20 protein-coding genes are annotated in these 23,538 nt (G+C 66.0%); 18 read left to right on the top strand and 2 right to left on the bottom strand.

All coding sequences use genetic code 11. From position 1 onward, the window contains the following. Nucleotides 1-27: 27 nt before the first annotated feature. Nucleotides 28-1,284, bottom strand: a complete 1,257-nt coding sequence (locus tag E8M84_RS19510; protein ID WP_137112920.1) for a cytochrome P450 — start codon at nt 1,282-1,284, stop codon at nt 28-30. 69 nt (nt 1,285-1,353) lie between these two features. On the opposite strand from E8M84_RS19510, the gene E8M84_RS19505 reads away from it, so the two are divergent. After that, nucleotides 1,354-2,067, top strand: coding sequence for a type 1 glutamine amidotransferase (locus tag E8M84_RS19505; protein ID WP_240790457.1), 714 nt, complete (start codon nt 1,354-1,356; stop codon nt 2,065-2,067). A 30-nt stretch (nt 2,068-2,097) separates the two neighbouring features. Here E8M84_RS19505 and E8M84_RS19500 read toward each other — a convergent pair whose 3' ends face one another. After that, the gene (locus E8M84_RS19500; protein ID WP_137112918.1) at nt 2,098-2,763 is read right to left on the bottom strand and encodes a GntR family transcriptional regulator; all 666 of its coding nucleotides are present in this window, start codon (nt 2,761-2,763) and stop codon (nt 2,098-2,100) included. A 273-nt stretch (nt 2,764-3,036) separates the two neighbouring features. On the opposite strand from E8M84_RS19500, the gene E8M84_RS19495 reads away from it, so the two are divergent. From E8M84_RS19495 to E8M84_RS19415, 17 genes are all read left to right on the top strand, one after another. Then, the gene (locus E8M84_RS19495) at nt 3,037-4,050 is read left to right on the top strand and encodes a BMP family protein (RefSeq protein WP_137112917.1); all 1,014 of its coding nucleotides are present in this window, start codon (nt 3,037-3,039) and stop codon (nt 4,048-4,050) included. After that, on the top strand, nt 4,047-5,579 hold the full coding sequence (locus E8M84_RS19490) for an ABC transporter ATP-binding protein (protein WP_137112916.1): 1,533 nt from the start codon (nt 4,047-4,049) through the stop codon (nt 5,577-5,579). The genes E8M84_RS19495 and E8M84_RS19490 overlap by 4 nt, the downstream gene beginning before the upstream one ends. Then, complete coding sequence (locus E8M84_RS19485) at nt 5,569-6,612, top strand: ABC transporter permease (RefSeq protein WP_137112915.1); 1,044 nt, start codon at nt 5,569-5,571, stop codon at nt 6,610-6,612. The genes E8M84_RS19490 and E8M84_RS19485 overlap by 11 nt, the downstream gene beginning before the upstream one ends. Next, nucleotides 6,609-7,556 carry an ABC transporter permease gene (locus E8M84_RS19480; RefSeq protein ID WP_137112914.1) on the top strand — a complete coding sequence of 316 codons (948 nt, stop codon included), beginning with the start codon at nt 6,609-6,611 and terminating at the stop codon, nt 7,554-7,556. Before E8M84_RS19485 ends, E8M84_RS19480 begins: the two co-directional genes overlap by 4 nt. Then, nucleotides 7,557-8,825, top strand: a complete 1,269-nt coding sequence (locus E8M84_RS19475; protein WP_137112913.1) for an amidohydrolase family protein — start codon at nt 7,557-7,559, stop codon at nt 8,823-8,825. Between the two features lie 328 nt (nt 8,826-9,153). Then, nucleotides 9,154-11,307 carry a serine/threonine-protein kinase gene (locus tag E8M84_RS19470; protein WP_170972009.1) on the top strand — a complete coding sequence of 718 codons (2,154 nt, stop codon included), beginning with the start codon at nt 9,154-9,156 and terminating at the stop codon, nt 11,305-11,307. 2 nt (nt 11,308-11,309) lie between these two features. Continuing rightward, on the top strand, nt 11,310-11,513 hold the full coding sequence (locus E8M84_RS19465; protein ID WP_170972008.1) for a hypothetical protein: 204 nt from the start codon (nt 11,310-11,312) through the stop codon (nt 11,511-11,513). Between the two features lie 113 nt (nt 11,514-11,626). Continuing rightward, complete coding sequence (locus E8M84_RS19460) at nt 11,627-12,733, top strand: transporter substrate-binding domain-containing protein (RefSeq protein ID WP_137112910.1); 1,107 nt, start codon at nt 11,627-11,629, stop codon at nt 12,731-12,733. 202 nt (nt 12,734-12,935) lie between these two features. Then, the gene (locus tag E8M84_RS19455) at nt 12,936-14,030 is read left to right on the top strand and encodes a LysM peptidoglycan-binding domain-containing protein (protein WP_137112909.1); all 1,095 of its coding nucleotides are present in this window, start codon (nt 12,936-12,938) and stop codon (nt 14,028-14,030) included. Between the two features lie 92 nt (nt 14,031-14,122). Then, nucleotides 14,123-15,034 carry a MurR/RpiR family transcriptional regulator gene (locus E8M84_RS19450; RefSeq protein ID WP_240790456.1) on the top strand — a complete coding sequence of 304 codons (912 nt, stop codon included), beginning with the start codon at nt 14,123-14,125 and terminating at the stop codon, nt 15,032-15,034. A gap of 76 nt (nt 15,035-15,110) precedes the next feature. Next, nucleotides 15,111-17,018, top strand: a complete 1,908-nt coding sequence (gene iolC, locus E8M84_RS19445) for a 5-dehydro-2-deoxygluconokinase (RefSeq protein ID WP_137112908.1) — start codon at nt 15,111-15,113, stop codon at nt 17,016-17,018. After that, nucleotides 17,015-18,841, top strand: a complete 1,827-nt coding sequence (iolD, locus tag E8M84_RS19440; RefSeq protein WP_137112907.1) for a 3D-(3,5/4)-trihydroxycyclohexane-1,2-dione acylhydrolase (decyclizing) — start codon at nt 17,015-17,017, stop codon at nt 18,839-18,841. The genes iolC and iolD overlap by 4 nt, the downstream gene beginning before the upstream one ends. Nucleotides 18,842-18,852: 11 nt before the next feature. Continuing rightward, complete coding sequence (gene iolE / locus E8M84_RS19435; RefSeq protein WP_137112906.1) at nt 18,853-19,761, top strand: myo-inosose-2 dehydratase; 909 nt, start codon at nt 18,853-18,855, stop codon at nt 19,759-19,761. A gap of 10 nt (nt 19,762-19,771) precedes the next feature. After that, a complete protein-coding gene (gene iolB / locus E8M84_RS19430) occupies nt 19,772-20,578 on the top strand; it encodes a 5-deoxy-glucuronate isomerase (RefSeq protein WP_137112905.1) in 807 nt (268 codons plus the stop codon). Nucleotides 20,579-20,822: 244 nt separating this feature from the next. Further along, the gene (gene surE, locus E8M84_RS19425) at nt 20,823-21,608 is read left to right on the top strand and encodes a 5'/3'-nucleotidase SurE (protein WP_137112904.1); all 786 of its coding nucleotides are present in this window, start codon (nt 20,823-20,825) and stop codon (nt 21,606-21,608) included. After that, nucleotides 21,605-22,276, top strand: a complete 672-nt coding sequence (locus tag E8M84_RS19420; protein ID WP_137112903.1) for a protein-L-isoaspartate(D-aspartate) O-methyltransferase — start codon at nt 21,605-21,607, stop codon at nt 22,274-22,276. The genes surE and E8M84_RS19420 overlap by 4 nt, the downstream gene beginning before the upstream one ends. Nucleotides 22,277-22,333: 57 nt before the next feature. Beyond that, nucleotides 22,334-23,509: a M23 family metallopeptidase gene (locus E8M84_RS19415; RefSeq protein ID WP_137112902.1), complete on the top strand. Its 1,176-nt coding sequence runs from the start codon at nt 22,334-22,336 to the stop codon at nt 23,507-23,509. Nucleotides 23,510-23,538: the final 29 nt, after the last annotated feature.

The raw sequence follows: 23,538 nt of genomic DNA, 5'->3' as shown, positions 1-23,538 counted from the left end.
GTAGTCCCCCGGTTGGTTCTTAACGGTTCATTGCAGCGTGACACGGACGGGCAGACTTTTCAGCCCCGCCACGAAATTCGAGCGCAGGAATTTCTGCTCTCCCGCCGGTTCGATGGATTTGATCCGTTTGGCGAGTTCCTGAAACAGGACCCGGACTTCCAGGCGGGCGAGCCACATGCCGAGGCACAGATGCGGGCCACCCTGACCGAAAGCGAGGTGCTTGTTCGGGTTGCGGGCAAGGTCGACGCGGAAGGGCTGATCGAAGACAGTCTCGTCGCGGTTGGCCGAGGCGAACCAGTAAAGGACCTTGTCGCCCGCCTTCACCTGTTTCCCGTGCAGCTCGAAATCGCGGGTGGCGGTGCGGCGGAAGTAGCTTGTCGGGCTGGCCCAGCGGATGATCTCATCCGCCATGGTGTCGTCGACTTGGCCGGACTGGATCAGGGCGAGGAGTTCGGGTTGGTGGGCGAGGGCTTGCAGGCCCGCGGCGATGGAATAGCGGGTGGTGTCGTTCCCGGCAGCGACGATCAGGCAGAAGAAGTTGCGAAATTCGTTTTCCGGCATGACCTGACCGTCGTGGCCGGGCTGAAGGATCATGTGCAGGACGCCGTTGGTGTCCCCCGCGGCGGCTTTGCGGGCCATCAGGTCCTTGGCGTAGACGAATAGTTCCGCGCCTGCCGGGGAGTTGAAGGGCATCATGCGAAATTCGTCGGTGGTCAGCTTGTCGAGGACGTGGGGCGTGAAGTCGGGGTCGGTGTTGGCGATGAGGGCGTCGCCCTTTTCCACCAGCCAGGGGAGGTCTTCGTCGGGCAGGCCGACGATGCGGCCCAGCATCCGCATGGGAAGCTCACGGGCGATTTCCTTTGTGGCGTCAAAGGTTTCCTTTTGTAGGGCGGCGTCGAGGATCGTGGTGCAAAGGTCGCGGATGGATTGCTCGAACGTGGCAATGACAGGTTTCGAGAAGGCCTTGGCGACCTTCACCCGCGTCATCATGTGTTCCGGCGGGTCGGTTTCCTGGAAGGTGCGGCGGGCGAGGTATTCCTCGTAGCTCTGATCCTCCATCCGGATCCCCCGGGCCGAGGAGAGGAGGTCGGGCTGGCCGTTCAGGCGGTGGATGTCCTCGTGGCGGGTGAGGGACCAGAAGCCCTGCCCTGCCGGGTAGTCGGTCCAGTGGCAGGGGTCGTCGCGGCGCAGGCGTGCGAAGGTGTTGTGGGGCGCGCCTTGCAGGAAGGTGTCATGCGAAGTGAGGTCGGCGAAACCGTCGTCGGTGGGCGTCCAGACTGTCATCGCTTCCTCCTTGCCCTGCGGTGCGCTCTGTATAATGATGAACATGTTAAATATGTAAAGGGAAATCTCATGCATATCGCGGTGCTGGCAACGAACACGGACGACAGCGCGTTTGCGGCGAAGCATCCGCGGGATGTCGAGAAGTTCCGGGCGCTGATGCACGGGGTGCGGCCGGGGTGGAAAATCACTGCCTTCGACCTGCCGAAGGGAGAGTTTCCTGAAGATGTGCAAGGGGTTGACGGCTTCCTGATCGGGGGCAGCCCGTCGTCGGTCCATGACGAGGACGCCTGGATCGAGCGGCTGTTCGCGGTGATCCGGGAGGCCCATGCGGCGGGCAAGCCGTTGGCGGGGGCCTGCTTCGGGCATCAGGCGATTGCCATGGCGCTGGGGGGCACCGTCGGGCCGAATCCGGGGCCGTTCGTTCTTGGGACGGCGGAGACGGAGGTGGTCTCCCCTGCCCCGTGGATGGAGCCTGTCGGCAGCTTTCGGCTGGCGGCGGCGCATGGCGAGCAGGTGACGGTGCTGCCACCGGGGGCGGAGGTGGTGGGACAGACGCCGGGGTGCCCGGCGGCGTGCTACCGGATCGGAAGCGCGATCTTTGCCACGCAGTATCACCCGGAGATGACGCCGGAGTTTCTGGCGGCGCTTGTTGAGGAATTTGCGCCGAAGTTTCCGGCAGAGGTTGGGGCGGCTGCTAAGGCCTCACTCGCGCTTGACACGGAAGGGCAGCGCTTTGCCGAATGGATCGCGCGGTTTTTCGAAGGCCCGAGGCCGCAAGTCTAAAATTCTTCGACGAAAAATTTTGGACTTGGGTCAGGACAGGGCGGCCAGCAGGTCCATCGCGGTGACCTGGTCGAACTGGACATGGGATTGCATCATCGCCTCGGCCCCCGCCGAATCCCGATCCGTGATCAGGCGCGCGATGGCGCGGTGTTCGGCGGCGGATTTCGGGATCGCCCCCTGAAAGCGGTAGCGCGCGCGGTAGTAGGCGAGCAGGCGGCGGGCATTGGTTTTCAGGCTTTCCAGAAGAACGCCGTTGCCCGAGGCAATCGCCACGCAGGCATGAAAGCGCAGGTTCAGCTGATAATAGCCGTCGGGGTCGTCGCTGGGGCTTTGCGCTGCCTTCGCCTCGCAGGCGCGGACGGCGGCCTCAAGGTCCTCGGCCCCCTGTCGCGACAGACGGCGGGCGGCAAGGCCTGCAGCCTGGCCTTCCAGTTTCGCATGGACTTCGAGGATCGCGAGGAACTCTTCGAGGGTGGGACGGAAGATCGCCGCCCCCTTGCGCGGCAGGCGGCGGACGAGGCCCAGCGCTTCGAGATAAAGAATCGCCTCACGCACTGGGGTGCGCGAGACGCCGTGGGTTTCGCTGAGTTCCGCCTCGTCCAGAAGATCGCCGGGGTTCAGCTGGCCCAGGTCGATCCGGTCCAGGATGTGCTGGACGAGGCTGGGGATCTGCGGGCCGGCGAAGGGGGTGGACATGGGCGCTCTCCTTGGCGGCGACCCTGCCACAGGCAAGGGCGGTTCGTCGATGCCCTGCCTGCGAAAACCCGCTGGATCAGCAGTTCAGGCAGTGCATTCAATTTCGGCGACAAGCCAATGATCTGCCGAAGGTTTCGGCAGTTTCCGTTGCGCGGGGAACGCCCCCTTCGCGCAGGTTGACCGAAGCAAACTGTCGCTTGTAACGAATCGGGAAAGAGTTTTACCTCTTGGTAAAAATTACCAGCGATAATCAACAACAGGGATGGCAATCAGATGACCTCAGGAACCTTTACGGTATCGCGGCGCGGGCTGCTTCTGGGTGGGGCGGCGGCGACGGTTGCCGCGAACCTGCCGGGCGTGGCGCTGGCGCAGGAGCCGATCAAGATGGCGGGCATCTACACGGTGCCGGTGGAACAGCAGTGGGTCAGCCGCATCCACATCGCCGCCGAGGCGCTGAAAGCGGCGGGGACGGTGGATTACACCTACACCGAGAACGTGGCGAACACCGACTACCCCCGCGTGATGCGCGAATACTGCGAGGCGGGCGTCAAGCTGATCGTGGGCGAGATCTTCGGGGCTGAGGCCGAGGCGCGCGAGGTCTGTGCAGAATACCCGGACGTCGCCTTCCTGCTGGGGTCGAGCTTCATGCCGGATGCGGCCGCGAACCCGAACCTTGCGGTCTTCGACAACTACATCCAGGACGCGGCCTATCTGTCCGGCATCGTCGCGGGGGGCATGACGGCGGGCAACATCGGCATGGTCGGCGGCTTCCCGATCCCCGAGGTCAACCGGCTGATGAACGCCTTCATGGCGGGTGTGCGCGAGGTGAAGGCGGATGCCAAGTTCCAGGTTTCGTTCATCGGGTCCTGGTTCGATCCGCCGAAGGCCAAGGAAACCGCCTTCGCGATGATCGATGGCGGGGCGGACCTGATGTATGCCGAACGCTTTGGCGTGTCGGATGCGGCCAAGGAACGCGGGGTGCTGGCGATCGGCAACGTGATCGACACGCAAGCGGACTACCCGGAGACGGTCGTCACCTCGGCGCTGTGGCACTTTGAACCCACGCTGAATGCAGCCGTGGCGGCGATCCAGGCCGGGACGTTCACGGCCGACAACTACGGGGTCTATTCTTTCATGAACGCGGGCGGCTGCTCGCTGGCGCCGCTTGGCACCTTCGAGGGCAAGGTCCCGGCCGAGGTGATGGCGCTGGTGGCCGAGAAGGAAGCCGCGATCAAGGATGGCAGCTTTACCGTGACCATCGACGACAACGAGCCGAAGTCGTCGTGACCGGGGAAAAGGGGGCGGAGGTTGTCCTCCGCCTCGACCGCATCACCAAGCGGTTTGGCGCGCTGACCGCGAACGATGGAGTCAGCCTGACCCTGCGGCGCGGGGAAGTCGTTGCATTGCTTGGAGAAAACGGCGCGGGGAAGACGACACTGATGAACATCCTTTTCGGTCACTATGTGGCCGATGAGGGGTCGGTGGAGGTCTTCGGTCAGCCCCTGCCCCCTGGCAATCCCCGTGCGGCGCTGGCCGCCGGGGTGGGGATGGTCCACCAGCATTTCACGCTGGCCGGGAACCTGACGGTGCTGGACAACATCCGGCTGGGGACCGAGGGGCTCTGGTCACGCTCGGACGCTGGCGCGCGGGAGAAGGTGGAACGGCTGTCGCGCGACTTTGGGCTGGCGGTGCATCCCGATGCCAAGGTGGGCCGTCTTTCGGTGGGCGAACGGCAACGGGTCGAGATCCTGAAGGCGCTCTACCGCGATGCGCGCGTCCTGATCCTGGATGAACCGACGGCGGTGCTGACGCCGCAGGAATCCGAGGCGCTGTTCGCGACCTTGCGCAAGGCGACGGGTTTGGGGCTGTCGGTGATCTTCATCAGCCACAAGCTGCACGAGGTGATGGCGATTGCCGACCGCTGCGTGGTCTTGCGGCACGGGCGCGTGGTGGGCGAGGTCGATACCCATGCGACCGACAAGGCAGCGCTGGCGGCGCTGATGGTCGGGGGCGAGCTGTCCCTGCCCCGGGCCGAGGCGCGCGCCGCTGGGGCGGTGCTGATGCGGATTGCCGGGGTCTCGACCCCGAACCGGGGGGCCTCTCCTGGGTTGAAGATGGTGACGCTGGAGTTGCGCGCGGGGCAGATCACGGGCCTCGCGGGCGTTTCGGGCAACGGGCAGGCAGCGCTGGCCGAGATTGTCGGTGGCCTGGCCCGACCGGCCGAGGGGCGACTGTCGCTGCATGGGCAAGAGCCTAAGGTCTGGACGCCGGGCGAGGCATTGGCGCGGGGCGTCGCACGCATCCCGGAAGACCGGCACCATCAGGGCAGCATCGCCGATTTCGACCTGACCGAGAATGCGGTGCTGGAAGGATATCGCACGCGATTCTCCCGGCGCGGCTGGATGAACTGGCGGGCGGCACGGGCCTTTGCGGAAGGGATCATCAAGGGCTACGACGTGCGCTGCCCGGGACCTTCGACGCGGATCAGGCTCTTGTCGGGCGGGAACATGCAGAAGCTGATCCTTGGGCGCGCGATGGCTGTGGGGCCGGACATCATCCTGGCGAACCAGCCGGTGCGGGGGCTGGATGTGGGGGCGATTGCCTATGTGCAATCCCAGCTGATCGCTGCGCGGGACCGGGGGGCTGCGGTTCTTCTGATTTCCGAAGACCTGGATGAAATCATGGGCTTGTCGGATATCATTCATGTGATGTCTCAAGGGCGGCTATCTCCGGGCTTCGCGCGCGGGACGATGACGGCGGCAGAACTGGGCCTGTGGATGGCGGGGCAGAAGTTCGAGGGCGCCCATGCGGCTTGAGCCCATCGCCAACCCGTCCGCGGCCCGCAGGCTGGGCCTGCCCGCGCTGGCGCTGGTCGCCACGCTGGGGGTGGCGATGGCTCTGGCGCTGGTGGCCGGGGCGAACCCCTTTGCGGTGCTGGGCCAGATCGCAACCGGGGCGCTGGGGTCGAAGCTGGCGGTGCTGGAGACGCTGAACCGCGCGACACCGCTGATCTTTACCGGGCTGGCCGTGGCGGTCGCGTTCCGCGCGAAGCTGTGGAACATCGGGGCCGAGGCGCAGCTTTATGCGGGGGCGATCGTGGCCGTCGTGTTGGGGACAGGCGCCTTGGGAAGCCCTCTGGTGCTGCCCGTCTCGGCGCTGGCCGCAATGTTGGCGGGGGCGGTGCTGCTGCTGGGGCCGGTGCTGTTGAAGACGCGGCTGGGGGTGGATGAGGTCGTAACGACCTTGCTGCTGAACTTCATCATGCTTCTCTTTGTCAGCTACCTGCTGGAAGGCCCGATGAAGGACCCGCTGGGAATGGGCTGGCCCAAGTCCCCTGCCCTGATCCCCGAGGCGCGGCTGCCCCGGATCGTCGAAGGGCTGCGGCTGCACTGGGGCTTTGCGCTGGCGATCCTTGCGGCGGTTATTGTCTGGGTGATCCAGACCCGCACGACCCTGGGGTTCGAGATCCGGGCCGTGGGCCAGAACCCGGAAGCGGCTCGGTTCGCGGGGATGCCTGTCAATGCGGTGCTGGTAAAGACCGCTTTGCTGTCGGGCGGGTTGGCGGCGCTGGCCGGGTGGTCGGAGGTGGCGGGTCTGAAGGGGCATCTGTCGTCGGACCTGTCGCCCGGGTTCGGCTACACCGGGATCATCGTCGCGATGCTGGCGCTGCTGCATCCGCTGGGGGTGGTCGTGACGGCGATCTTCGTCGCGGGGATCTTCGTGGGGTCGGGCGCGATGAGCCGGGCTGCCGGGGTGCCGACCTATATCGCCGACATGCTGATGGCGACGGCCCTTCTGTTCATGGTGCTGGCGATCCTGCTGACACGCGTCCGCGTGGTGCGGGGATGAGCGAAATCGTCGACATCCTGATTTCGGCCAGCTTTTGGGCTGCGGTGATCCGCATCGCCTCGCCGCTGATCCTGGCGACGATGGGCGAGCTGATCTGCGAACGGGCGGGCGTGCTGAACCTGGGGATCGAGGGGATCATGGTCATCGGTGCCTTCACCGGCTGGATGGCCGTCTATCAGGGGATGCCGCTGTGGGGCGGGGTCGCGGTGGCGATGGCGGCGGGGATGCTGTTCGGGCTTCTTCATTCGACGCTGACCGTGCCCTTCGGGTTGTCGCAGCATGTGGTGGGGCTGGGGGTGACGCTGTTTGCCACCGCCTCCGCGTCCTTCGCCTACCGGCTGATGCTGCCCGAGGTCACCAGCCCGCCGAAGATCGAGCCGTTCCAGCCGCTTGATATCCCTGTTCTCAGCGACCTGCCCTGGCTGGGTGAGGCGTTGTTTTCGCAGACGGCGCTGACCTGGGCGGCCTTTGCGGTAGCGGGGCTGGTGGCCTTCACGCTTTACCGCACGCCGCTGGGTTTGGCGGTGCGCGCGGTGGGCGAGAACCCGGCGGCGGTCGAGGCGCAGGGGCTGTCGGTGACCGGCCTGCGGATTGGGGCGGTGATGGTGGGGTCTGGGTTGATGGCAGTCGGGGGGGCGTTCCTGACGCTGTCGGCTTTCTCAAGCTTCTTCTTCGAGATGGTGAACGGGCGGGGCTGGATCTGCGTGGCGCTGGTTGTCTTCGGGGCGTGGAAACCGGGCAAGGCGGTCCTGGGCGCGATCCTGTTCGCGGCCTTTGATGCGCTGCAAATCCGCCTGCAGCAGACGGAACTGGGGGCAGTCTTGCCCTATCAACTGTTCCTTGCCCTGCCCTTCATCCTGTCGATCCTGGCGCTGATCCTGATGTCCCGGCGTGCTGAAGTCCCGGCGGCGCTGATGGTGCCCTACAACAAGGGGGAACGCTGAATGTTCGATCTTCTGGTCAAGGGCGGGACTCTGCCCGACGGGACGGTGGCCGATATCGGGATTGCCGGCGACCGGATCGCGGCGGTTGGGAAGCTGGACGCAGAGGCCGCAAAGGTGATCGACGCTGGCGGTGACCTGGTGTCCCCGCCCTTCGTCGATCCGCATTTCCACATGGACGCGACGCTAAGCTATGGCCTGCCGCGGGTGAATGCCTCCGGGACGCTGCTGGAAGGCATCAGCCTTTGGGGAGAACTCCGCGAGATTGCGACGGTGGAGGAGATGGTCGAGCGGGCGGTCACCTACTGCGACTGGGCGGTGTCGATGGGCCTTCTGGCGATCCGCACCCATGTCGACACCACGCCCGACCACCTGCGCGGGGTGGAGGCGATGCTGGAGGTCAAGCGGCGGGTTGCCCCCTACCTGGACCTGCAGCTGGTGGCCTTCCCGCAGGACGGGCTTTATCGCACCAAGACCGGGCGGCAGAACGTGCTGCGGGCGCTGGACATGGGTGTCGATGTCGTGGGCGGCATCCCGCATTTCGAGCGGACAATGGAGGAAGGGGCGGAATCCCTGCGCGACCTTGGCCGCATCGCGGCGGAACGCGGGTTGATGTGGGACGTCCATTGTGACGAGACGGACGACCCGATGTCCCGCCATGTGGAAACCATGGCGCGCGAAGTGACGCGGCATGGCCTGGGCGGTCGGGCGGCGGGCAGTCACCTGACCTCGATGCATTCGATGGACAACTATTATGTCTCGAAACTACTGCCACTGATCGCCGAGTCAGGCATGACGGCGATCCCGAACCCCCTGATCAACATCACCCTGCAGGGCCGCCACGACACTTACCCAAAGCGGCGTGGCCTGACGCGGGTGAAGGAGATGCAGGCGATGGGCATCCCGGTCGGCTGGGGGCAGGACTGCGTGCTGGACCCCTGGTACAGCTTGGGCACGGCGGACATGCTGGACGTGGCCTTCATGGGCCTGCATGTCGCGCAGATGACCCATCCGGCGGAAATGGCGCGGTGCTTCACCATGGTCACCGAGACCAACGCGCAGATCATGGGGCTGACGGACTATGGGCTGCGCCCGGGCTGCGTGGCCAGTCTGGTGGTGCTGGACGCAGGCACCCCGACCGAGGCGTTGCGGCTGCGGCCTGACCGGCTGGCGGTCGTGTCGAAAGGCAAAGTGGTGGCCGAGCGCCAGCGCAACGACGCCCGGGTGACGCTGCCAGGGCGGCCCGCGACAGCGCGGCGGCGGCACGGCTAGGGCCGCGAATCGCCAAGGTGGGCCGGTGACCGGACGTGCTTGCCAGATTCGTTCCGGTTCAGAAACAACCGATGCCCGTTTCAAAGGCGGAATAACCGCTATGCAGCACGATCAGGCCAGTTCGCGCCAGGGTTGAGGCGACCCATCCTTCAAAACTCCTCCTGATCGCCCCATTTTCGCCCCGTTCCACAACCATCACAGATGCAGTGAATTGGTGCGTTTGTGTGGACGATTGTCCCTGCGCAGGGGGCCGTCTGGGGGAATTAGATGCCTTGGATTGGTCGAAAGCGCCGGAGTTCACCGCACCTTTGCTTGAAGGATGAACGCGATGGCGCAGCAGAAGGCGGTGGAACCCGTGGTTGATGAGGTCGATGACCTGATCGATGAATTGCAGCCTGGCGCCAAGCTGCTGAAGGGTCAGTACACGATCACCCGCTATATCAACTCGGGCGGGTTCGGCATCACCTATCTGGCCAAGGACAGCCTCGACCGCGATGTGGTCATCAAGGAGTGCTTCCCCTCCTCGGTCTGCCGCCGGTCGAAGGTCATGGTCGCCGCCCGCTCGCGTGCCCACACCGCCGAACTGCGGTCTGTCGTCCAGCTGTTCGTGCGCGAAGCGCGGAACCTGGCCAAGATCGTGCATCCGAACATCGTCGCCGTGCACCAGGTGTTCGAGGACAACGGCACCGCCTACATGGCGATCGACTTTATCGACGGGCTTGACCTGCAGCAGATCATCGACGGCGAGGGTGCGCCGCTGAGCCAGGAGCATATCGTCGAGATCACCGTCAAGCTCTTGAAGGCGGTCGGCTTCATCCACGACCACGACATGCTGCACCGCGACATCTCGCCGGACAACGTGCTGATCGACAAGAAGGGCGAGCCGATCCTGATCGACTTTGGCGCGGCCCGCGAAAAGGCCAGCCAGTCGAACCGCGCGATGTCGGCGCTGCGGGTGGTCAAGGATGGCTACTCGCCGCAGGAATTCTACATCGCCGGGTCCGAGCAAGGCCCGTGGAGCGACCTTTATGCCCTGGGCGCCACGCTGTATCACGTCATCTCGGGCGAGGCTCCGGTCAACGGGCAGGCCCGTCTGGCGGCGCTGGCCGAAGACCGGGCCGACCCCTATCTGCCGCTGACGGGCCGGTTTGCCGGCTATCCGGCGGGCTTCCTGGAAGCCATCGACAGTGCGATGAGCACGCTGCCGAAGCAGCGCCTGCAGTCGGCGAAGGAATGGCTGGCGATGTTCGCTTCGGCGCCGGTGACCCTGGCCGAGCCCGCGCCCGGCACCGATGACGCCGTCAAGGCGCTGGTGACCGACTTCCGGCGCACGGAAGAGAAGGTCGCTGCACCCGCCCCGGTCGTCCGGCCGTCTCGGGTGACCACAACCGCCGCATCGGCGGCACCGACTGGCGATGCGCCGAAGGGCAAGAGCCCGATGCCGATCATCGCCGGCGTGGTGGCACTGGCCGTGGCGGCGGGGGGCTACATGTTCCTTGGCGGCAGCCCGGAGGCCCCGCAAGCAGCGAGCGAAAGCGCTCCCGCCTCGGCCACAGCAAGCGCGGAGTCCGGCACGAAGGTTGAGAGCGGAACGACCGCAGCGACCACCGCGCCTGCGGTCGAGACCGCGACCGCTGCCCCGGCGGAGCCAGAGCCTGCGCCGACGACTGCGCCCGAGACCAAGACGGAAACCGCTGTGGTCGCCGAACCCGCCCCGGCTGCGGTTGATCCGGAACCCGCTGCCGAGCCGGAAGTCGCTGCGGCAACGGTCGAACCGGCAGCCGAACCCGCCGTCGAGGCTGCGGCAGACCCCGCACCCGCAGAGACCGAAGTCGCGGCTGCGACCCCCGAACCGGCAGCGGCGACCGGCACCCCGGCGGCCTCGCAGGTGGACTTTGCCGCCTGGGATGCCGAGCTTCCCTTCGCGGCGGATGACCGACTGATCAATGGCAAGTCGGCGGCGATGGTCGTGCGCCTGTCGCCGAACTTTGACCCGCAAACTGCAGGCAGCTGGCTGCGGCAGGGCGTCGTCATCCACTCGATCAACGGACGTCCGACCCCCACGGCATCGGCGCTGACCACGGGCATCCTGAACGCCATGCAGGTCGACCCGGACGGCCGGGCCCGCGTCGTGGCCGAGTACACCGGCTCGGACGGCGATCGGAAGACCGGGCTTCTGACGGTCGAGGCCGTGCGTCTGGTCAACCTGTCGAATGGCGTGCGGGTGCGGACCGAAACCGTGGATGGCACCTGGCAAAGCGTGGTGACGGGCGTTGCCAAGCCCGCGATGACCTCGCTGCGGCAGGGTGACGTGCTGTTCCGCGACAAGGCCACGGGCATCCCGCTGGACGGCCCGACCTCGCTGGAATCCATCCTGGGCGAACTGGTGAAGTCCAACGCGACGCAAAGCGAGTTTTCGATCGTGCGCGACAAGAAGGTCGACGTCGCAACGATGCAGCTTGTGCTGTCGGGGAACCCCTGAGGATGTCGGCGGCGGAGTGGCAGGTCATGGCCCATGGTCAGGAACAGCTTGGACCGCAGCCGGTCGTCACGTCGCCGGGACAGACAGCCCTGCGGCCCGCGCCCGCACCGGGCATGCTGGACCCGCTGATCCGCGCACTTGACCACGCCGTGGTCCGATCCGCCCAGCAGGGCACCGGCTGCGGCACACCCGCGGCGCGCGACTAGAACGCGGGTTGCGGACAGATGAAACGAAACAGGCAAAAACGGCCGCTGTGGCAGGCCCGGGCAAGTCGCCAAGGGCGGCCAGGGCATGGCGGCTTGAAAAAGGAGCAAGGACAATGACATTCGCGCGCAGATTTCTTCTTGGCAGCACCGCCTTGCTTCTGTCGGGTGCAATGGCCCAGGCACAGGAAGCCTGTTCGGACTATACAGTGGTTGCAGGGGACAACCTGCGCTATATCGCCCGCGCCGCCTATGGTGACGCTGACCTCTATCGCCTGATCTACGAAGCCAACGTCGCCAAGATCGGCGAAAAGGCCGATCTGATCGAGATTGGCGTGACGCTTACCCTGCCCTGCGATCCGCAGACCGAAACCGCAGCCGTCGCCCCCGAAGCCGAACCTGCACCGGAAACCGTCACTCCGGTCGCCGCGACGACCGAGACGGCCGCCATCGAGGCGCAGCCCGCGGCCCCGGCAGAGAAACCCATCACCATGGTCACCGGCAACGGCTATGCGCCCTTCGCCGACGAAACGCTGCCGGGCGGCGGGATGATGACCCAGCTGGTGGAAATGGCCACGTTCCGGGCCGACCCGGGCATCGCTTACAACATCAGCTTCGTCAACGACTGGCAGGCCCACATCGACGCGCTGCTGCCGTCGGGCGCCTATGACCTCAGCTTCCCCTGGGTCCGCCCGAATTGCGAAGGCAGCATGCTGTCGCCCGGCGACCAGGCGCGCTGCACCGACTTTGCTTTCTCGGCCCCGTTCTTCGAAATCGTCGACGGCTTCTTTGCCAAGCGCGACAGCGGCCTTCTGGACGTGATCAGCGCCAGCGGCTTTGCAGACAAGCGGATCTGCCGGCCCGAGGGCTATACGACGGGCGTGCTGGACGCAGCCGGGCTGACCGCCCCGACCATCACGCTGGTCCGGGCCGAGGATGCCGAGGATTGCTTCCGCGCGCTAGCCGCCGGTGAGGTCGACCTGGTGTCAGTCGATGCCGAGGTGGGTGATGCGATGGTGGCCAAGCTTGGCCTGATTTCGACGGTCGCGTCGAACCCGCACCTGTCGACCATCGTGAGCCTGCATGTGATCGCGCACAAGTCCAACCCCAAGGCAGTGGCGATGATCGGCCAGCTCGATGCCGGGCTGATCGAGATGTACCAGTCGGGCGAGTGGTACGACATCGTCTCGACCGCGCTGTCGCAGCAGCGCAAGCAGGACTGAGCATGATGGCCGAACCGGCAGTCTGTGGCATGGATGCGCGCCGGTTCGGTCTTCGTGATCGCGCCATGGATCGCACAGACAATGATCACTCATTCGCCTTATTCGCGCCATCTATGCAACCATATGGTGTTTTATCCCGTGTATTGTTTCGGTTGCTGCAAATAATGACCCTCACTAACGGCCTCAAGAAGGAACCCCAGTCATGAGAACCGCCTCGCACCTGCACCGGCTTCCTTTCCTCGCGGCTGCGATGATTTCGTTGCCCGTCATCGCGTCTGCACAGGAAGCCTGCACCACTTACACCGTCAAGGACGGTGACACCCTGGGCTCGATCGCCCAGGCCGCCTATGGCACTTTCGACTACCAGATGATCTTCAACGCCAACCGCGATGCGCTGGCCGCGAACCCGAACAGCCTGCCGGCTGGCCTGCAGCTGATCCTGCCTTGCGAGGACGGTCGTCTGACCCCCGACCAGGAGCTGAGCTCGGTCATCGAGGCGGAAACGCAGAAGCAGGAAGCCAACACCAGGACGTCGAACGTCTACGAGCCGCCGCTGAAGTTCGTTACCTCGAACAACTGGGCGCCCTTCACCGATGAATCGCTGACCGGCGGCGGCATCTTCGTCCGCATGGCGGCGACCGCGATGCAGCGTGGCGGCAACGACCGCGGCTACGAAGTGTCCTACGTCGACGACTGGATGTCGCACATCGACGTGCTGCTGCCCTCGGGCGCCTTCGACATCTCGATCGCATGGGAATCGCCGGACTGCTCCAAGCTGGACATGCTGGGCGAATTCTCGGCCCGGATGTGCACCGACTTCGACTTCTCGCTGCCGATCTACGAGGCGGCCTATACCTTCAACACGCTGCCCGACAGCAAGTACGCCGAAGCCCGGTCGTTCTCGGACTACACCGGCGCGCGCATCTGCCGGCCGGAAGCCTGGCCGCTGGGCGACCTTGAAGTGCAGGGCCTGACCCCGCCGGTGGTGGAATATGTCCAGCCGAAGAACCCGCTGGATTGCGCCGAACTGCTGCTGAAAGGCGAAGTGGACGTCTACTCGATCGAGACCGAAACCTCGGTGTCGAACTTCCAGGAGCTGGATGCGTCTGACAAGATCGTCACCAACCCGGCGCTGACGACCTTCATCTCGTACCACTTCCTGACTTCGAAGAGCAATCCGCGCGGTCGGGTCTACATCGCCATGCTGAACCGCGGCATCACCGAGATGCGCGAATCCGGCGAATGGTACGACATTCTGGCAACCGGCCTGGCCGAGTTCAACAAGATGAGCCAGTAGGCTCAGGCCATCTCCTCAGCCTCGCAGGCCCCGGTCCGAAAGGTCCGGGGCCTGTTCCTTTCGGGTCGGCGTCGGCGCGACGGAACGGCGGAATGAGCACTTGGAACGAACGTTCCATGTGCTATGCTGCCCCGGCAGAGCAGTCGAGACCCGCCATGCCGCCCGTCCTACCGACCGATGATCCGGCCCAAACCCCGCGCGATGCGCCGCAGACGATTGACGCGTTTCGGGACCGGCTGACGGACCTGGACGGCCAGTTGCCGCGCCGTCTGCAGCAATGCGCCGACCATATTGCGCAGCATATGGACACGATTGCGCTGTCCACCGTGGCCCAGGTGGCGCAGGGGGCGGGCGTGCCGCCTTCGGCGATGATGCGGTTCTGCCAGATCATGGGGTTCTCTGGCTACGCCGAGATGCAGCGCCTGTTCCGCGAGGCGCTGTCCCGGTCGGCGCCGGACTATGCCACCCGGCTTGCCAATCTGAAGGCAGGGGGTGCCGGTCACCCGTCGACGCTGGTGGCCGAATTTGTCGAAGCCGGGCGGCAATCCATGGAGGCCCTGGCGCGGGACCTGGACGAAACCGCGCTGGATCAAGCGGTTACGCTCTTGTCCCGGGCGCGCACCATCCATCTGGCAGGCTTCCGGCGGTCGTTCCCGGTGGCCAGCTACCTGAGCTATGTCTTTGACAAGCTTGGCGTCCCTGCCCTGCTGCATGACGGGGTGGCGGGCCTGGGCCAACGCTCTGCGTTGCGGCCCGGGGATGCGCTGATCGCGATCACCTTCGCACCCTATTCCGATGAGACGCTGGCGCTCGCCACCGACGCGCGGGACCGCGGCCTGCCCGTGATCCTGCTGACGGACCCGCCCGCGACCCGGTTGGCCGGAATGGCCGATTGCGTGCTGACCGTGACCGAGATCGACTTCGGTGCCTTCCGGTCGTTGTCGGCGGCCATCGCCCTTGCCCTTTCGCTGGCTGTAGCTGTGGCGGCCCGCCGCGAAACTTAGCGCTTCCCCGACTCGGATTTTTGGAATAAACGTTCTACCGCAAGGGCCGACTCGGCCCCCGGTCGGAGCATCCCCCATGTCCCACAAGCCCCTCGACGTCATCACCATCGGCCGCTCCTCGGTCGACCTTTACGGCGCGCAGGTCGGCGGGCGGTTGGAGGATATGGGGTCGTTCCAGAAATACATCGGTGGCTCGCCCACCAACATGGCCGCCGGGACCGCGCGGCTGGGGCTGCGCTCGGCCCTGATCACCCGGGTCGGCAACGAACACATGGGCCGCTTCATCCGCGAGGAGCTTGCGAAGGAAGGCGTCGACGTGCGCGGGGTCAAGACCGACCCTGAAAGGCTGACGGCGCTGGTCCTGCTGGGCATCCGCGACGACAAGCAGTTCCCGCTGATCTTCTACCGCGAAAACTGCGCCGACATGGCGCTGTGCGAAGACGACATCGACGAAGGCTTCATCAGCGAGGCCCGTTCCGTTGTCGCCACCGGCACGCATCTTTCCCATCCCCGGACCGAGGCCGCTGTCCTGAAGGCGCTGACGCTGGCGCGGAAGCACGGGCTGCAGACCGCGCTGGACATCGACTACCGCCCGAACCTTTGGGGTCTGGCCGGGCATGGCGACGGGGAAAGCCGGTTCATCGAATCCGCCAAGGTCACCGCCAAGCTGCAATCGACGCTGCACTACTTCGACCTGATCGTAGGGACGGAAGAGGAATTCCACATTGCCGGCGGCACCACCGACACCATCGCCGCCCTCCGCGCCGTGCGGGCGGTGTCGAAGGCGACGCTCGTCTGCAAGCGCGGTCCGATGGGCGCGGTTGCCTTCACGGGCGCGGTCCCGGCCTCGCTGGACAACGGCGAAAGTGGCCCGGGCTTCCCGATCGAGGTCTTCAACGTCCTTGGCGCGGGGGACGGGTTCATGTCGGGCCTTCTGAAAGGCTGGCTGGACGGCGAGTCTTGGCCAGTGGCACTCAAGTACGCCAATGCCTGTGGCGCCTTCGCAGTCAGCCGCCACGGCTGCACCCCGGCCTATCCGTCCTGGGAGGAACTGCAGTTCTTCCTGAAACGGGGCGTCGTGGAAAAGGCCCTGCGCAAGGATGCGACGCTGGAACAGGTTCACTGGGCGACCAACCGCCACCGCGACTGGTCCACGATGCGCGTCTTCGCCTTCGACCATCGGATGCAGCTCGAGCAGATGGAGGGTGCCACACCCGAAAAGATCGGCGCGTTCAAGCAACTGTGCCTGCAAGCGGCGCTCAAGGTCGCCAACGGGCAACCCGGCTACGGCATCCTCTGCGACAGCCGCCTCGGCCGCGATGCACTGTTCCAGGCGGCAGGCACCGGCCTTTGGATCGGCCGCCCGGTGGAATGGCCCGGCTCGCGCCCCCTGACGCTGGAGCCGGAGCTTGGCCCGGATTTCGGCGGCCTGCAGGAATGGCCGCTGGAGCATGTGGTCAAGGTCCTGTGCTTCTATCACCCCGACGACGATGCCGAGACCAAGGCCGCGCAGGAAGACACCGTCCGCCGCCTGTTCCACGCCTGCCGCCGCAACCGGCTGGAGATGCTCTTGGAGATCATCCCGTCGAAGGTCGGCCCGGTGAATGACGACACCAGCGCGCAGGTGATCCAGCGCTTCTACGACCTGGGCGTCTATCCCGACTGGTGGAAGCTGGAACCCTTTGCGACCGCGAAAGCCTGGGACAACGCCTGCGCTGCCATCACCAAGAACGACCCGCATGTGCGCGGCGTCGTGGTACTGGGCCTCGATGCCAAGGAAGAGGACCTTGCGGCCTCGTTGGCCCTTGCGGCGCAGCAGCCCTTGGTGAAAGGCTTCGCCATCGGCCGCACGATCTTTGGCGATGCCGCGCGGGCCTGGTTCAAGGGCCAGATGACCGACGCCGAAGCCGTTGCCCAGATGTCAGACCGTTATGCGCGCCTGTCCCGCACCTGGGATGCCGCACGCCAGGAGGGGAAGAAATGACCACGATCCGCCTTACCGCCGCACAAGCCCTTGTCCGCTGGCTGTCCCTGCAACAGGCCGAGGACGGCAGCCGCTTCATCGAAGGGGTCTGGGCGATCTTCGGCCATGGCAACGTCGCGGGCTTGGGCGAGGCGCTCCACGCCCATCGCGACGCGATCCCGACCTGGCGGGGGCATAACGAACAGACCATGGCGCATACTGCGATTGCCTATGCCAAGGCGATGAAGCGCCGCAAGGCGATGGCGGTGACGACCTCGATCGGGCCGGGGGCGACGAACCTGGTGACCGCTGCGGCGCTGGCGCATGTGAACCGCATTCCGGTCCTGATGATCCCGGGCGATGTCTTCGCCAGCCGCGCGCCGGACCCGGTACTCCAGCAGATCGAGAATTTCGGCGACGCCATCGTCAGCGCCAACGACTGTTTCCGCCCCGTGGTCCGCTACTTCGACCGGATCTCGCGGCCCGAGCATGTGCTGACCGCCCTGCCCCGCGCCCTGCAGGTGATGACCGACCCCGCGACCTGCGGTCCGGTCTGCCTGGCCTTCTGCCAGGACACCCAGGCCGAAGCCTATGATTACCCTGTGGAATTCTTCACGCCGAAGGTCTGGCACATCCGTCGCCCGGAACCCGATCAGCGCGAGCTGGAGGCCGCCGTCGCGGCGCTGAAGGCCGCGAAGAACCCGCTGATCGTCGCGGGCGGGGGCGTCCTGTATTCGGGTGCCGAGGCGACGCTGCTGGACTTCGCCCGCAGCCACAACATCCCGCTGGTGGAAACCCAGGCCGGCAAGGGTGCTGTGGGTTGGGAGGAGAAGCTGAACTTCGGCACGCCGGGCGTGACCGGGTCGGACTGCGGCAACAAGCTGGCAGCGGAAGCCGATCTGGTGCTGGCCGTCGGCACGCGGCTGCAGGATTTCACCACCGGCAGCTGGACGATCTTCAAGCGGCAGGGGCGCAAGATCCTGTCGGTCAACGTGCAGCCGCATGACGCAACCAAGCGCGGGGCGCAGGCGCTGGTGGCCGACGCTAAGGTCGCGCTGGAGAAGCTGTCGGCGGGCCTTGGCAAGCACCGCTTTGCCGACCCGGATTTCGCGGCGCGGGACGCCTGGTTCAAGACAACGGATGCCCTTTGTGCAGCGCCGAACGGCAACCAGTTGCCAAGCGACGCGCAGGTCGTGGCGGCGGTGAACCGCAGCGCCACGCCACAGACCATCGTGATGGGGGCTGCGGGCTCGATGCCGGGCGTCCTGCACACGCTCTGGCGCGGGTCCGAGGGCGGCTATCACATGGAATACGGTTTCTCGACCATGGGGTACGAGATCGCGGGCGCGCTGGGGATCAAGATGGCGTGCCCCGACCGCGAGGTGATCTGCATGGTGGGCGACGGGTCCTACATGATGGCGAACTCGGAACTTGCGACGGCGGTGATGATGGGCGTGCCCTTCACCGTGGTGCTGACCGACAACCGCGGCTTTGGCTGCATCAACCGCCTGCAGGCCCACACCGGGGGTGCCGCGTTCAACAACCTCCTCGATGACAGCTATCACGTCAACGCCAGCCACATCGACTTTGTCGCCCATGCCGGGTCAATGGGGGCGAACGTGGTCAAGGCGGGTGGGATCGCCGATCTTGAGGCTGCGCTGGCCAGTGCCAAGGGCAGCAGCATTCCGACGGTGATCGTGATCGACAGCGATCCGGGTCCGGGGACCGGCGCGGGTGGTTCGTGGTGGGAAGTCGGCGTGCCCGAAGTCTCGACCCGCAAGGAAGTGGTCGAGGCCCGCAAGGAACATGAAGCGGGCGCGCGCGCCCAATGGCTTGTGAACTGAAGGACAGAAGAATGAGCGTGAAGATCGGGATCTCTCCCATCTCGTGGCAGAACGACGACCTGCCGGACCTGACCGCCGCCTATACGATGGAGCAGGCGCTGCGCGAGGCGCGGGAGATCGGCTATACCGGCGTCGAACGCGGGCGCCGGATGCCTGCGGATACCGAAGGGTTGCGGTCCTACCTGAATGCGAACGGACTTTTCCTTTGTGGCGGCTGGTGTTCCGGCAATCTCCTCATCAACGACGTGAAGACCGAAATCGAGGCGGTGCGCCAGCAGGTGGAGCAGTTCGCGGCCCTGAAGGCCCCCTGCATCGTCTATGCGGAATGTTCCAACACCGTGCAGGGCAACATCGCGGAGCCGGTGAACAGCCGTCCGAAATTCGCCGCCGCCGACGTGCGAGCCTATGGCGCGAAGCTGTCGGAGCTGGCGAAGTGGATGGCCGACCAGGGCGTGACCTTGGCCTACCACCACCACATGGGGTCGTTCATCGAAAGCGAAGACGACGTGAACGCGCTGATGGAAGGCTCGACGCCCGACGTGAAGCTTCTGTTCGATACCGGGCACCTGCTGTTTGGCGGGGCAGACGTGATGCGAGTGCTTAACACCTGGGCGGACCGGGTGCACCACGTCCACTTCAAGGACATCCGGCCCGAGGTCGTGAAGGATGTGCGCGCGAACAACCGCAGCTTCCTGGACGCCGTGATCGCCGGGGCCTTCACCGTGCCGGGCGACGGCTGCATCGACTTCCAGGCGGTGGCCGACAAGCTGAAAGCCATGGACTACGCGGGCTGGATCGTGGTCGAGGCCGAGCAGGACCCGGCCAAGGCCCCGCCCTATGAGTATTCCAAGCTGGGCTACGAACACATCCTGCAGGTCTGTGCCAAGGCTGGCCTTCAGATCGACCATTCGCGTCCTTAAGGGGAACCCGATGCCCGACCTCCTCCGCCACCCGACCGGCATCCGCGGCAAAGTGCATGAGATCACCGCCGAAAGCGCGGGCTGGGGCTATGTCGGCTTCACGCTTTACCGGCTGGAACCGGGCGATGTGGCCGAGGAGATGACAGGGGACCGCGAGGTGATCCTTGTCATCGTCGAGGGCAAGGCGACGGTTCAGGCGGCGGGGCAGGACTGGGGCGAGATGGGCGCGCGGATGGACGTATTCGAGAAGACCCCGCCGCATTGCCTGTATGTCCCGAACCGCAGCCAGTGGAAGGCTGTCGCGACGACACCCTGCACCATCGGGGTCTGCACGGCTCCGGGCAAGGGGAACTATCCCGCACAACGGCTGGGGCCGGAGGGCATCGAGCTGACGCCGCGCGGCAAGGGGACGAACACCCGTTACGTCAACAACATCGCGATGGAGGGGCGGGACGTCGCGGACAGTCTGCTGGTGACCGAGGTCTTCACACCCGCCGGGCACTGGTCGTCCTATCCGTCGCATCGGCATGACGAGGACGACTTCCCGAACATGACCTACCTGGAAGAGACCTATTATCACCGGCTGAACCCGGCTCAGGGGTTCGGCATCCAGCGGGTCTATACCGAGGACGGGTCGCTGGATCAGACGATGGCGGTCAAGTCCCACGATGTCGTGCTGGTGCCGAAGGGGCACCATCCCTGCGGGGCGCCTTACGGCTACGAGATGTACTATCTGAACGTGATGGCCGGTCCGATCCGGAAGTGGCGGTTCAAGAACGACCCCGATCACGACTGGATCGCACAACGCGACGCCTGATCCGTCCACGCGGGACACAGCTGATGCGGCCAATCCTATCAAGGGGTTGGTCGTTCGCGTTCAGGTGGCCTTCACCACGTTTCCCCCTGCGCCGTGGGCCGCTCGCCGCGGACTTCGTTACTCCTCGCTTGGGTCCCGCGCCGAAGCGAGGAGAAGACGAAGTCGCACGACGAGCGGCCCTTTGCCTTGAAGGCGGCGCGGGGCTCGTCTAATCAGGGGCAAGCCGGAAGGAACCCCCCAGACCATGCGCATCCTGATCACCAATGACGACGGCATCAACGCGCCCGGGCTGGAGGTTCTGACCCAGATCGCCACGGAAATCGCCGGGCCGAAGGGCGAGGTCTGGACGGTCGCCCCCGCTTTTGAGCAGTCGGGCGTCGGGCATTGCATCAGCTATACCCACCCGATGATGATCGCCGAGCTTGGGCCCCGCCGCTTTGCCGCCGAGGGCTCGCCGGCCGACTGCGTGCTGGCCGCGATCTACGACGTGCTGGATGGCGCGAGGCCGGACATCGTGCTGTCCGGCGTCAACCGGGGGAACAACGCGGCGGAGAACGTGCTCTACTCTGGCACCATCGGCGGCGCGATGGAGGCGGCGTTGCAGGGGGTCCCGGCGATTGCCCTGTCCCAGTTCTTCGGGCCGGAGAACGCGAAGCTCGCCGATCCGTTTGACTCTGCGCGCGTACATGGCGCGGGCGTCGTGCGGGCGCTGATCGACAAGGGCCTTTGGACGCAGGACGATTACCGGGTCTTCTACAACGTCAACTTCCCGCCGCTGCCTGCCGCCGCGACCAAGGGCACGAAGGTTGCCAGCCAAGGGTTCCGGCGCGACACGGCCTTTTCGGTCGATCCGCATATCTCGCCCTCGGGGCGCAGGTTCCTGTGGATCAAGGGCGGCCACCAGCACACCCCCACCCTGCCGGGAACGGACGCTGCGGTGAACCTGGACGGTTTCATTTCGGTCACGCCGATGCGGGCGGACCTGACGGCGCATGACCTTCTGGCCGACCTTGAGGCCAGGCTCGCATGACCGAAGGACCGGAGGAACACCTCACCTCCGAAGAGCTTGCCGAACGCAAGATGCGCTTTCTTTTCTCTCTCCGGTCGCGCGGCGTGACCGACACGCGGGTCCTGACCGCGATGGAGAAGATCGATCGCGGGTTGTTCGTGCGCAACGTCTTTGCCGACCGCGCCTATGAGGACATGCCCCTGCCCATCGCCTGTGGCCAGACGATCAGCCAGCCTTCGGTCGTGGGCCTGATGACGCAGGCCTTGGCCGTTAACCCGCGCGACACGGTGCTGGAGGTGGGGACCGGATCGGGCTATCAGGCGGCGATCCTGTCGCAGCTGGCACGGCGGGTCTACACCGTGGACCGCTATCGCCGTCTGGTGCGCGAGGCGTCCGAGCTGTTCCGGCAGCTGGACCTGGCCAACGTCACGGCCTTCACGGCAGACGGGTCGCACGGGTTGCCGGACCAGGCGCCCTTCGACCGGATCATCGTGACCGCCGCCGCCGAGGACCCGCCCGGGCCGCTTCTGGAGCAGTTGAAGCCCGGCGGGATCATGGTGGTGCCGGTCGGACAGTCCGACGCGGTGCAGGCGCTGATCAAGGTCACGCGCACCTCACGCGGGTTTGATTACGAGGAACTCCGCCCAGTGCGCTTTGTTCCACTGGTAGAGGGGATGGGCTCCGAGTAGACTGCGGGGCCATAAAACCGGGGAAAAACCGGACGGCGGATGAACAGGCGGGACCAGATGGCACTTTCTGCAAGACTTCGGACCAGCTTCGTGCTTGGCGTCAGCGCGCTTGCCCTGTCGGGCTGCATCGACACCGGGTCGCTGGACTGGGACCTGCGCAACAACGGCGGCGACACGTCGGAGGCCGCGCGGCAGGCGACGGCGGCCGCACCGACGCCGGACGCGAACGGGATCATCTCCTACCCCGACTATCAGTTGGCGACCGCGAGACGCGGCGAGACTGTGGCCAGCATGGCGGGCCGTCTGGGCGTCAGCCCCGAGGCGCTGGCCCGCGAGAATGCGCTGCGCGCGACCGACCCCTTGCGCGAAGGCGAGATGCTCTTGCTGCCCGACCGGGTGGCGGCGTCCCCGCAACCGGCAGTGATCGGCGGGTCGGCCCTGCCCTCGGGCGGCGGATCGGTCGACATCACCTCGATCGCGACGACGGCGCTGGACGCGGCCGGACCTTCCGCACCTGCGGCAGGCACCTCGCCCACCGCATCGAAGCCGATTTCCGGCCAGCCCCTGACCCACCGGGTGGCGCGGGGCGAGACCGCCTTCACCATCGCGCGGACCTACAATGTCTCGGCCAAGGCGCTGGCGGACTGGAACCAGCTTGGGTCCGACATGGCGGTGCGCGAGGGCCAGACCCTGATCATCCCCATCGCGACGGCCCCTGCCCCGGACCCGGAGCCTGTCCCCACCGCCCCGGGCGCAGGCAGCCCGACGCCCGAGCCGCCCTCGGCCAAGAAGCCCTTGCCGGACGAAAAGACGGAAGCCACCGGAACGAAGCCCAAGGCGACCCCGCCGTCGCCCGACCTTGGGGCGGAGAAGTCGACACCGTCCAAGATGGCGATGCCGGTCGCGGGCAAGATCATCCGCGGCTACGACGCCAAGAAGAACCAGGGCATCGACATCGCCGCAGCGGTGGGAAGCCCGGTGGTGGCGGCGGATGCCGGGACGGTGACGGTGATTTCCTCGGATACGACCGGCAAGGGCATTGTCATCATCCGCCACGCCGGCGACCTGCTGACGGTCTATGTGGGCGTCGCGAACATGGCGGTGAAGAAGGGCGACAAGGTCAAGCGCGGACAGGCGATCGGCAAGGTGGCCAACGGCGATCCGGCCTTTGTCCATTTCGAGGTGCGCAATACCTCGAAGCAGAGCTTCGACCCGGTGGGCTACCTGCAGTAAGGGGCGCGGAGCCGTCAGAGGCTCCGGCC

This window comes from Rhodobacter sp. SY28-1, assembly GCF_005222785.1.
Taxonomy (GTDB): domain Bacteria; phylum Pseudomonadota; class Alphaproteobacteria; order Rhodobacterales; family Rhodobacteraceae; genus Tabrizicola.
This window is presented reverse-complemented; position numbering and strand designations above follow the sequence as displayed.

Coding starts and splice junctions, on each gene's coding strand:
- E8M84_RS19455 (WP_137112909.1), top strand. CDS start 12,936: ATGAGAACCGCCTCGCACCTGCACCGGCTTCCTTTCCTCGCGGCTGCG.
- E8M84_RS19485 (WP_137112915.1), top strand. CDS start 5,569: ATGCGGCTTGAGCCCATCGCCAACCCGTCCGCGGCCCGCAGGCTGGGC.
- E8M84_RS19510 (WP_137112920.1), bottom strand. CDS start 1,284: ATGACAGTCTGGACGCCCACCGACGACGGTTTCGCCGACCTCACTTCG.
- E8M84_RS19415 (WP_137112902.1), top strand. CDS start 22,334: ATGGCACTTTCTGCAAGACTTCGGACCAGCTTCGTGCTTGGCGTCAGC.
- E8M84_RS19480 (WP_137112914.1), top strand. CDS start 6,609: ATGAGCGAAATCGTCGACATCCTGATTTCGGCCAGCTTTTGGGCTGCG.
- E8M84_RS19465 (WP_170972008.1), top strand. CDS start 11,310: ATGTCGGCGGCGGAGTGGCAGGTCATGGCCCATGGTCAGGAACAGCTT.
- E8M84_RS19475 (WP_137112913.1), top strand. CDS start 7,557: ATGTTCGATCTTCTGGTCAAGGGCGGGACTCTGCCCGACGGGACGGTG.
- E8M84_RS19500 (WP_137112918.1), bottom strand. CDS start 2,763: ATGTCCACCCCCTTCGCCGGCCCGCAGATCCCCAGCCTCGTCCAGCAC.
- E8M84_RS19460 (WP_137112910.1), top strand. CDS start 11,627: ATGACATTCGCGCGCAGATTTCTTCTTGGCAGCACCGCCTTGCTTCTG.
- iolB (WP_137112905.1), top strand. CDS start 19,772: ATGCCCGACCTCCTCCGCCACCCGACCGGCATCCGCGGCAAAGTGCAT.
- E8M84_RS19495 (WP_137112917.1), top strand. CDS start 3,037: ATGACCTCAGGAACCTTTACGGTATCGCGGCGCGGGCTGCTTCTGGGT.
- E8M84_RS19450 (WP_240790456.1), top strand. CDS start 14,123: ATGAGCACTTGGAACGAACGTTCCATGTGCTATGCTGCCCCGGCAGAG.
- E8M84_RS19470 (WP_170972009.1), top strand. CDS start 9,154: ATGGCGCAGCAGAAGGCGGTGGAACCCGTGGTTGATGAGGTCGATGAC.
- E8M84_RS19505 (WP_240790457.1), top strand. CDS start 1,354: ATGCATATCGCGGTGCTGGCAACGAACACGGACGACAGCGCGTTTGCG.
- iolD (WP_137112907.1), top strand. CDS start 17,015: ATGACCACGATCCGCCTTACCGCCGCACAAGCCCTTGTCCGCTGGCTG.
- iolE (WP_137112906.1), top strand. CDS start 18,853: ATGAGCGTGAAGATCGGGATCTCTCCCATCTCGTGGCAGAACGACGAC.
- iolC (WP_137112908.1), top strand. CDS start 15,111: ATGTCCCACAAGCCCCTCGACGTCATCACCATCGGCCGCTCCTCGGTC.
- E8M84_RS19420 (WP_137112903.1), top strand. CDS start 21,605: ATGACCGAAGGACCGGAGGAACACCTCACCTCCGAAGAGCTTGCCGAA.
- surE (WP_137112904.1), top strand. CDS start 20,823: ATGCGCATCCTGATCACCAATGACGACGGCATCAACGCGCCCGGGCTG.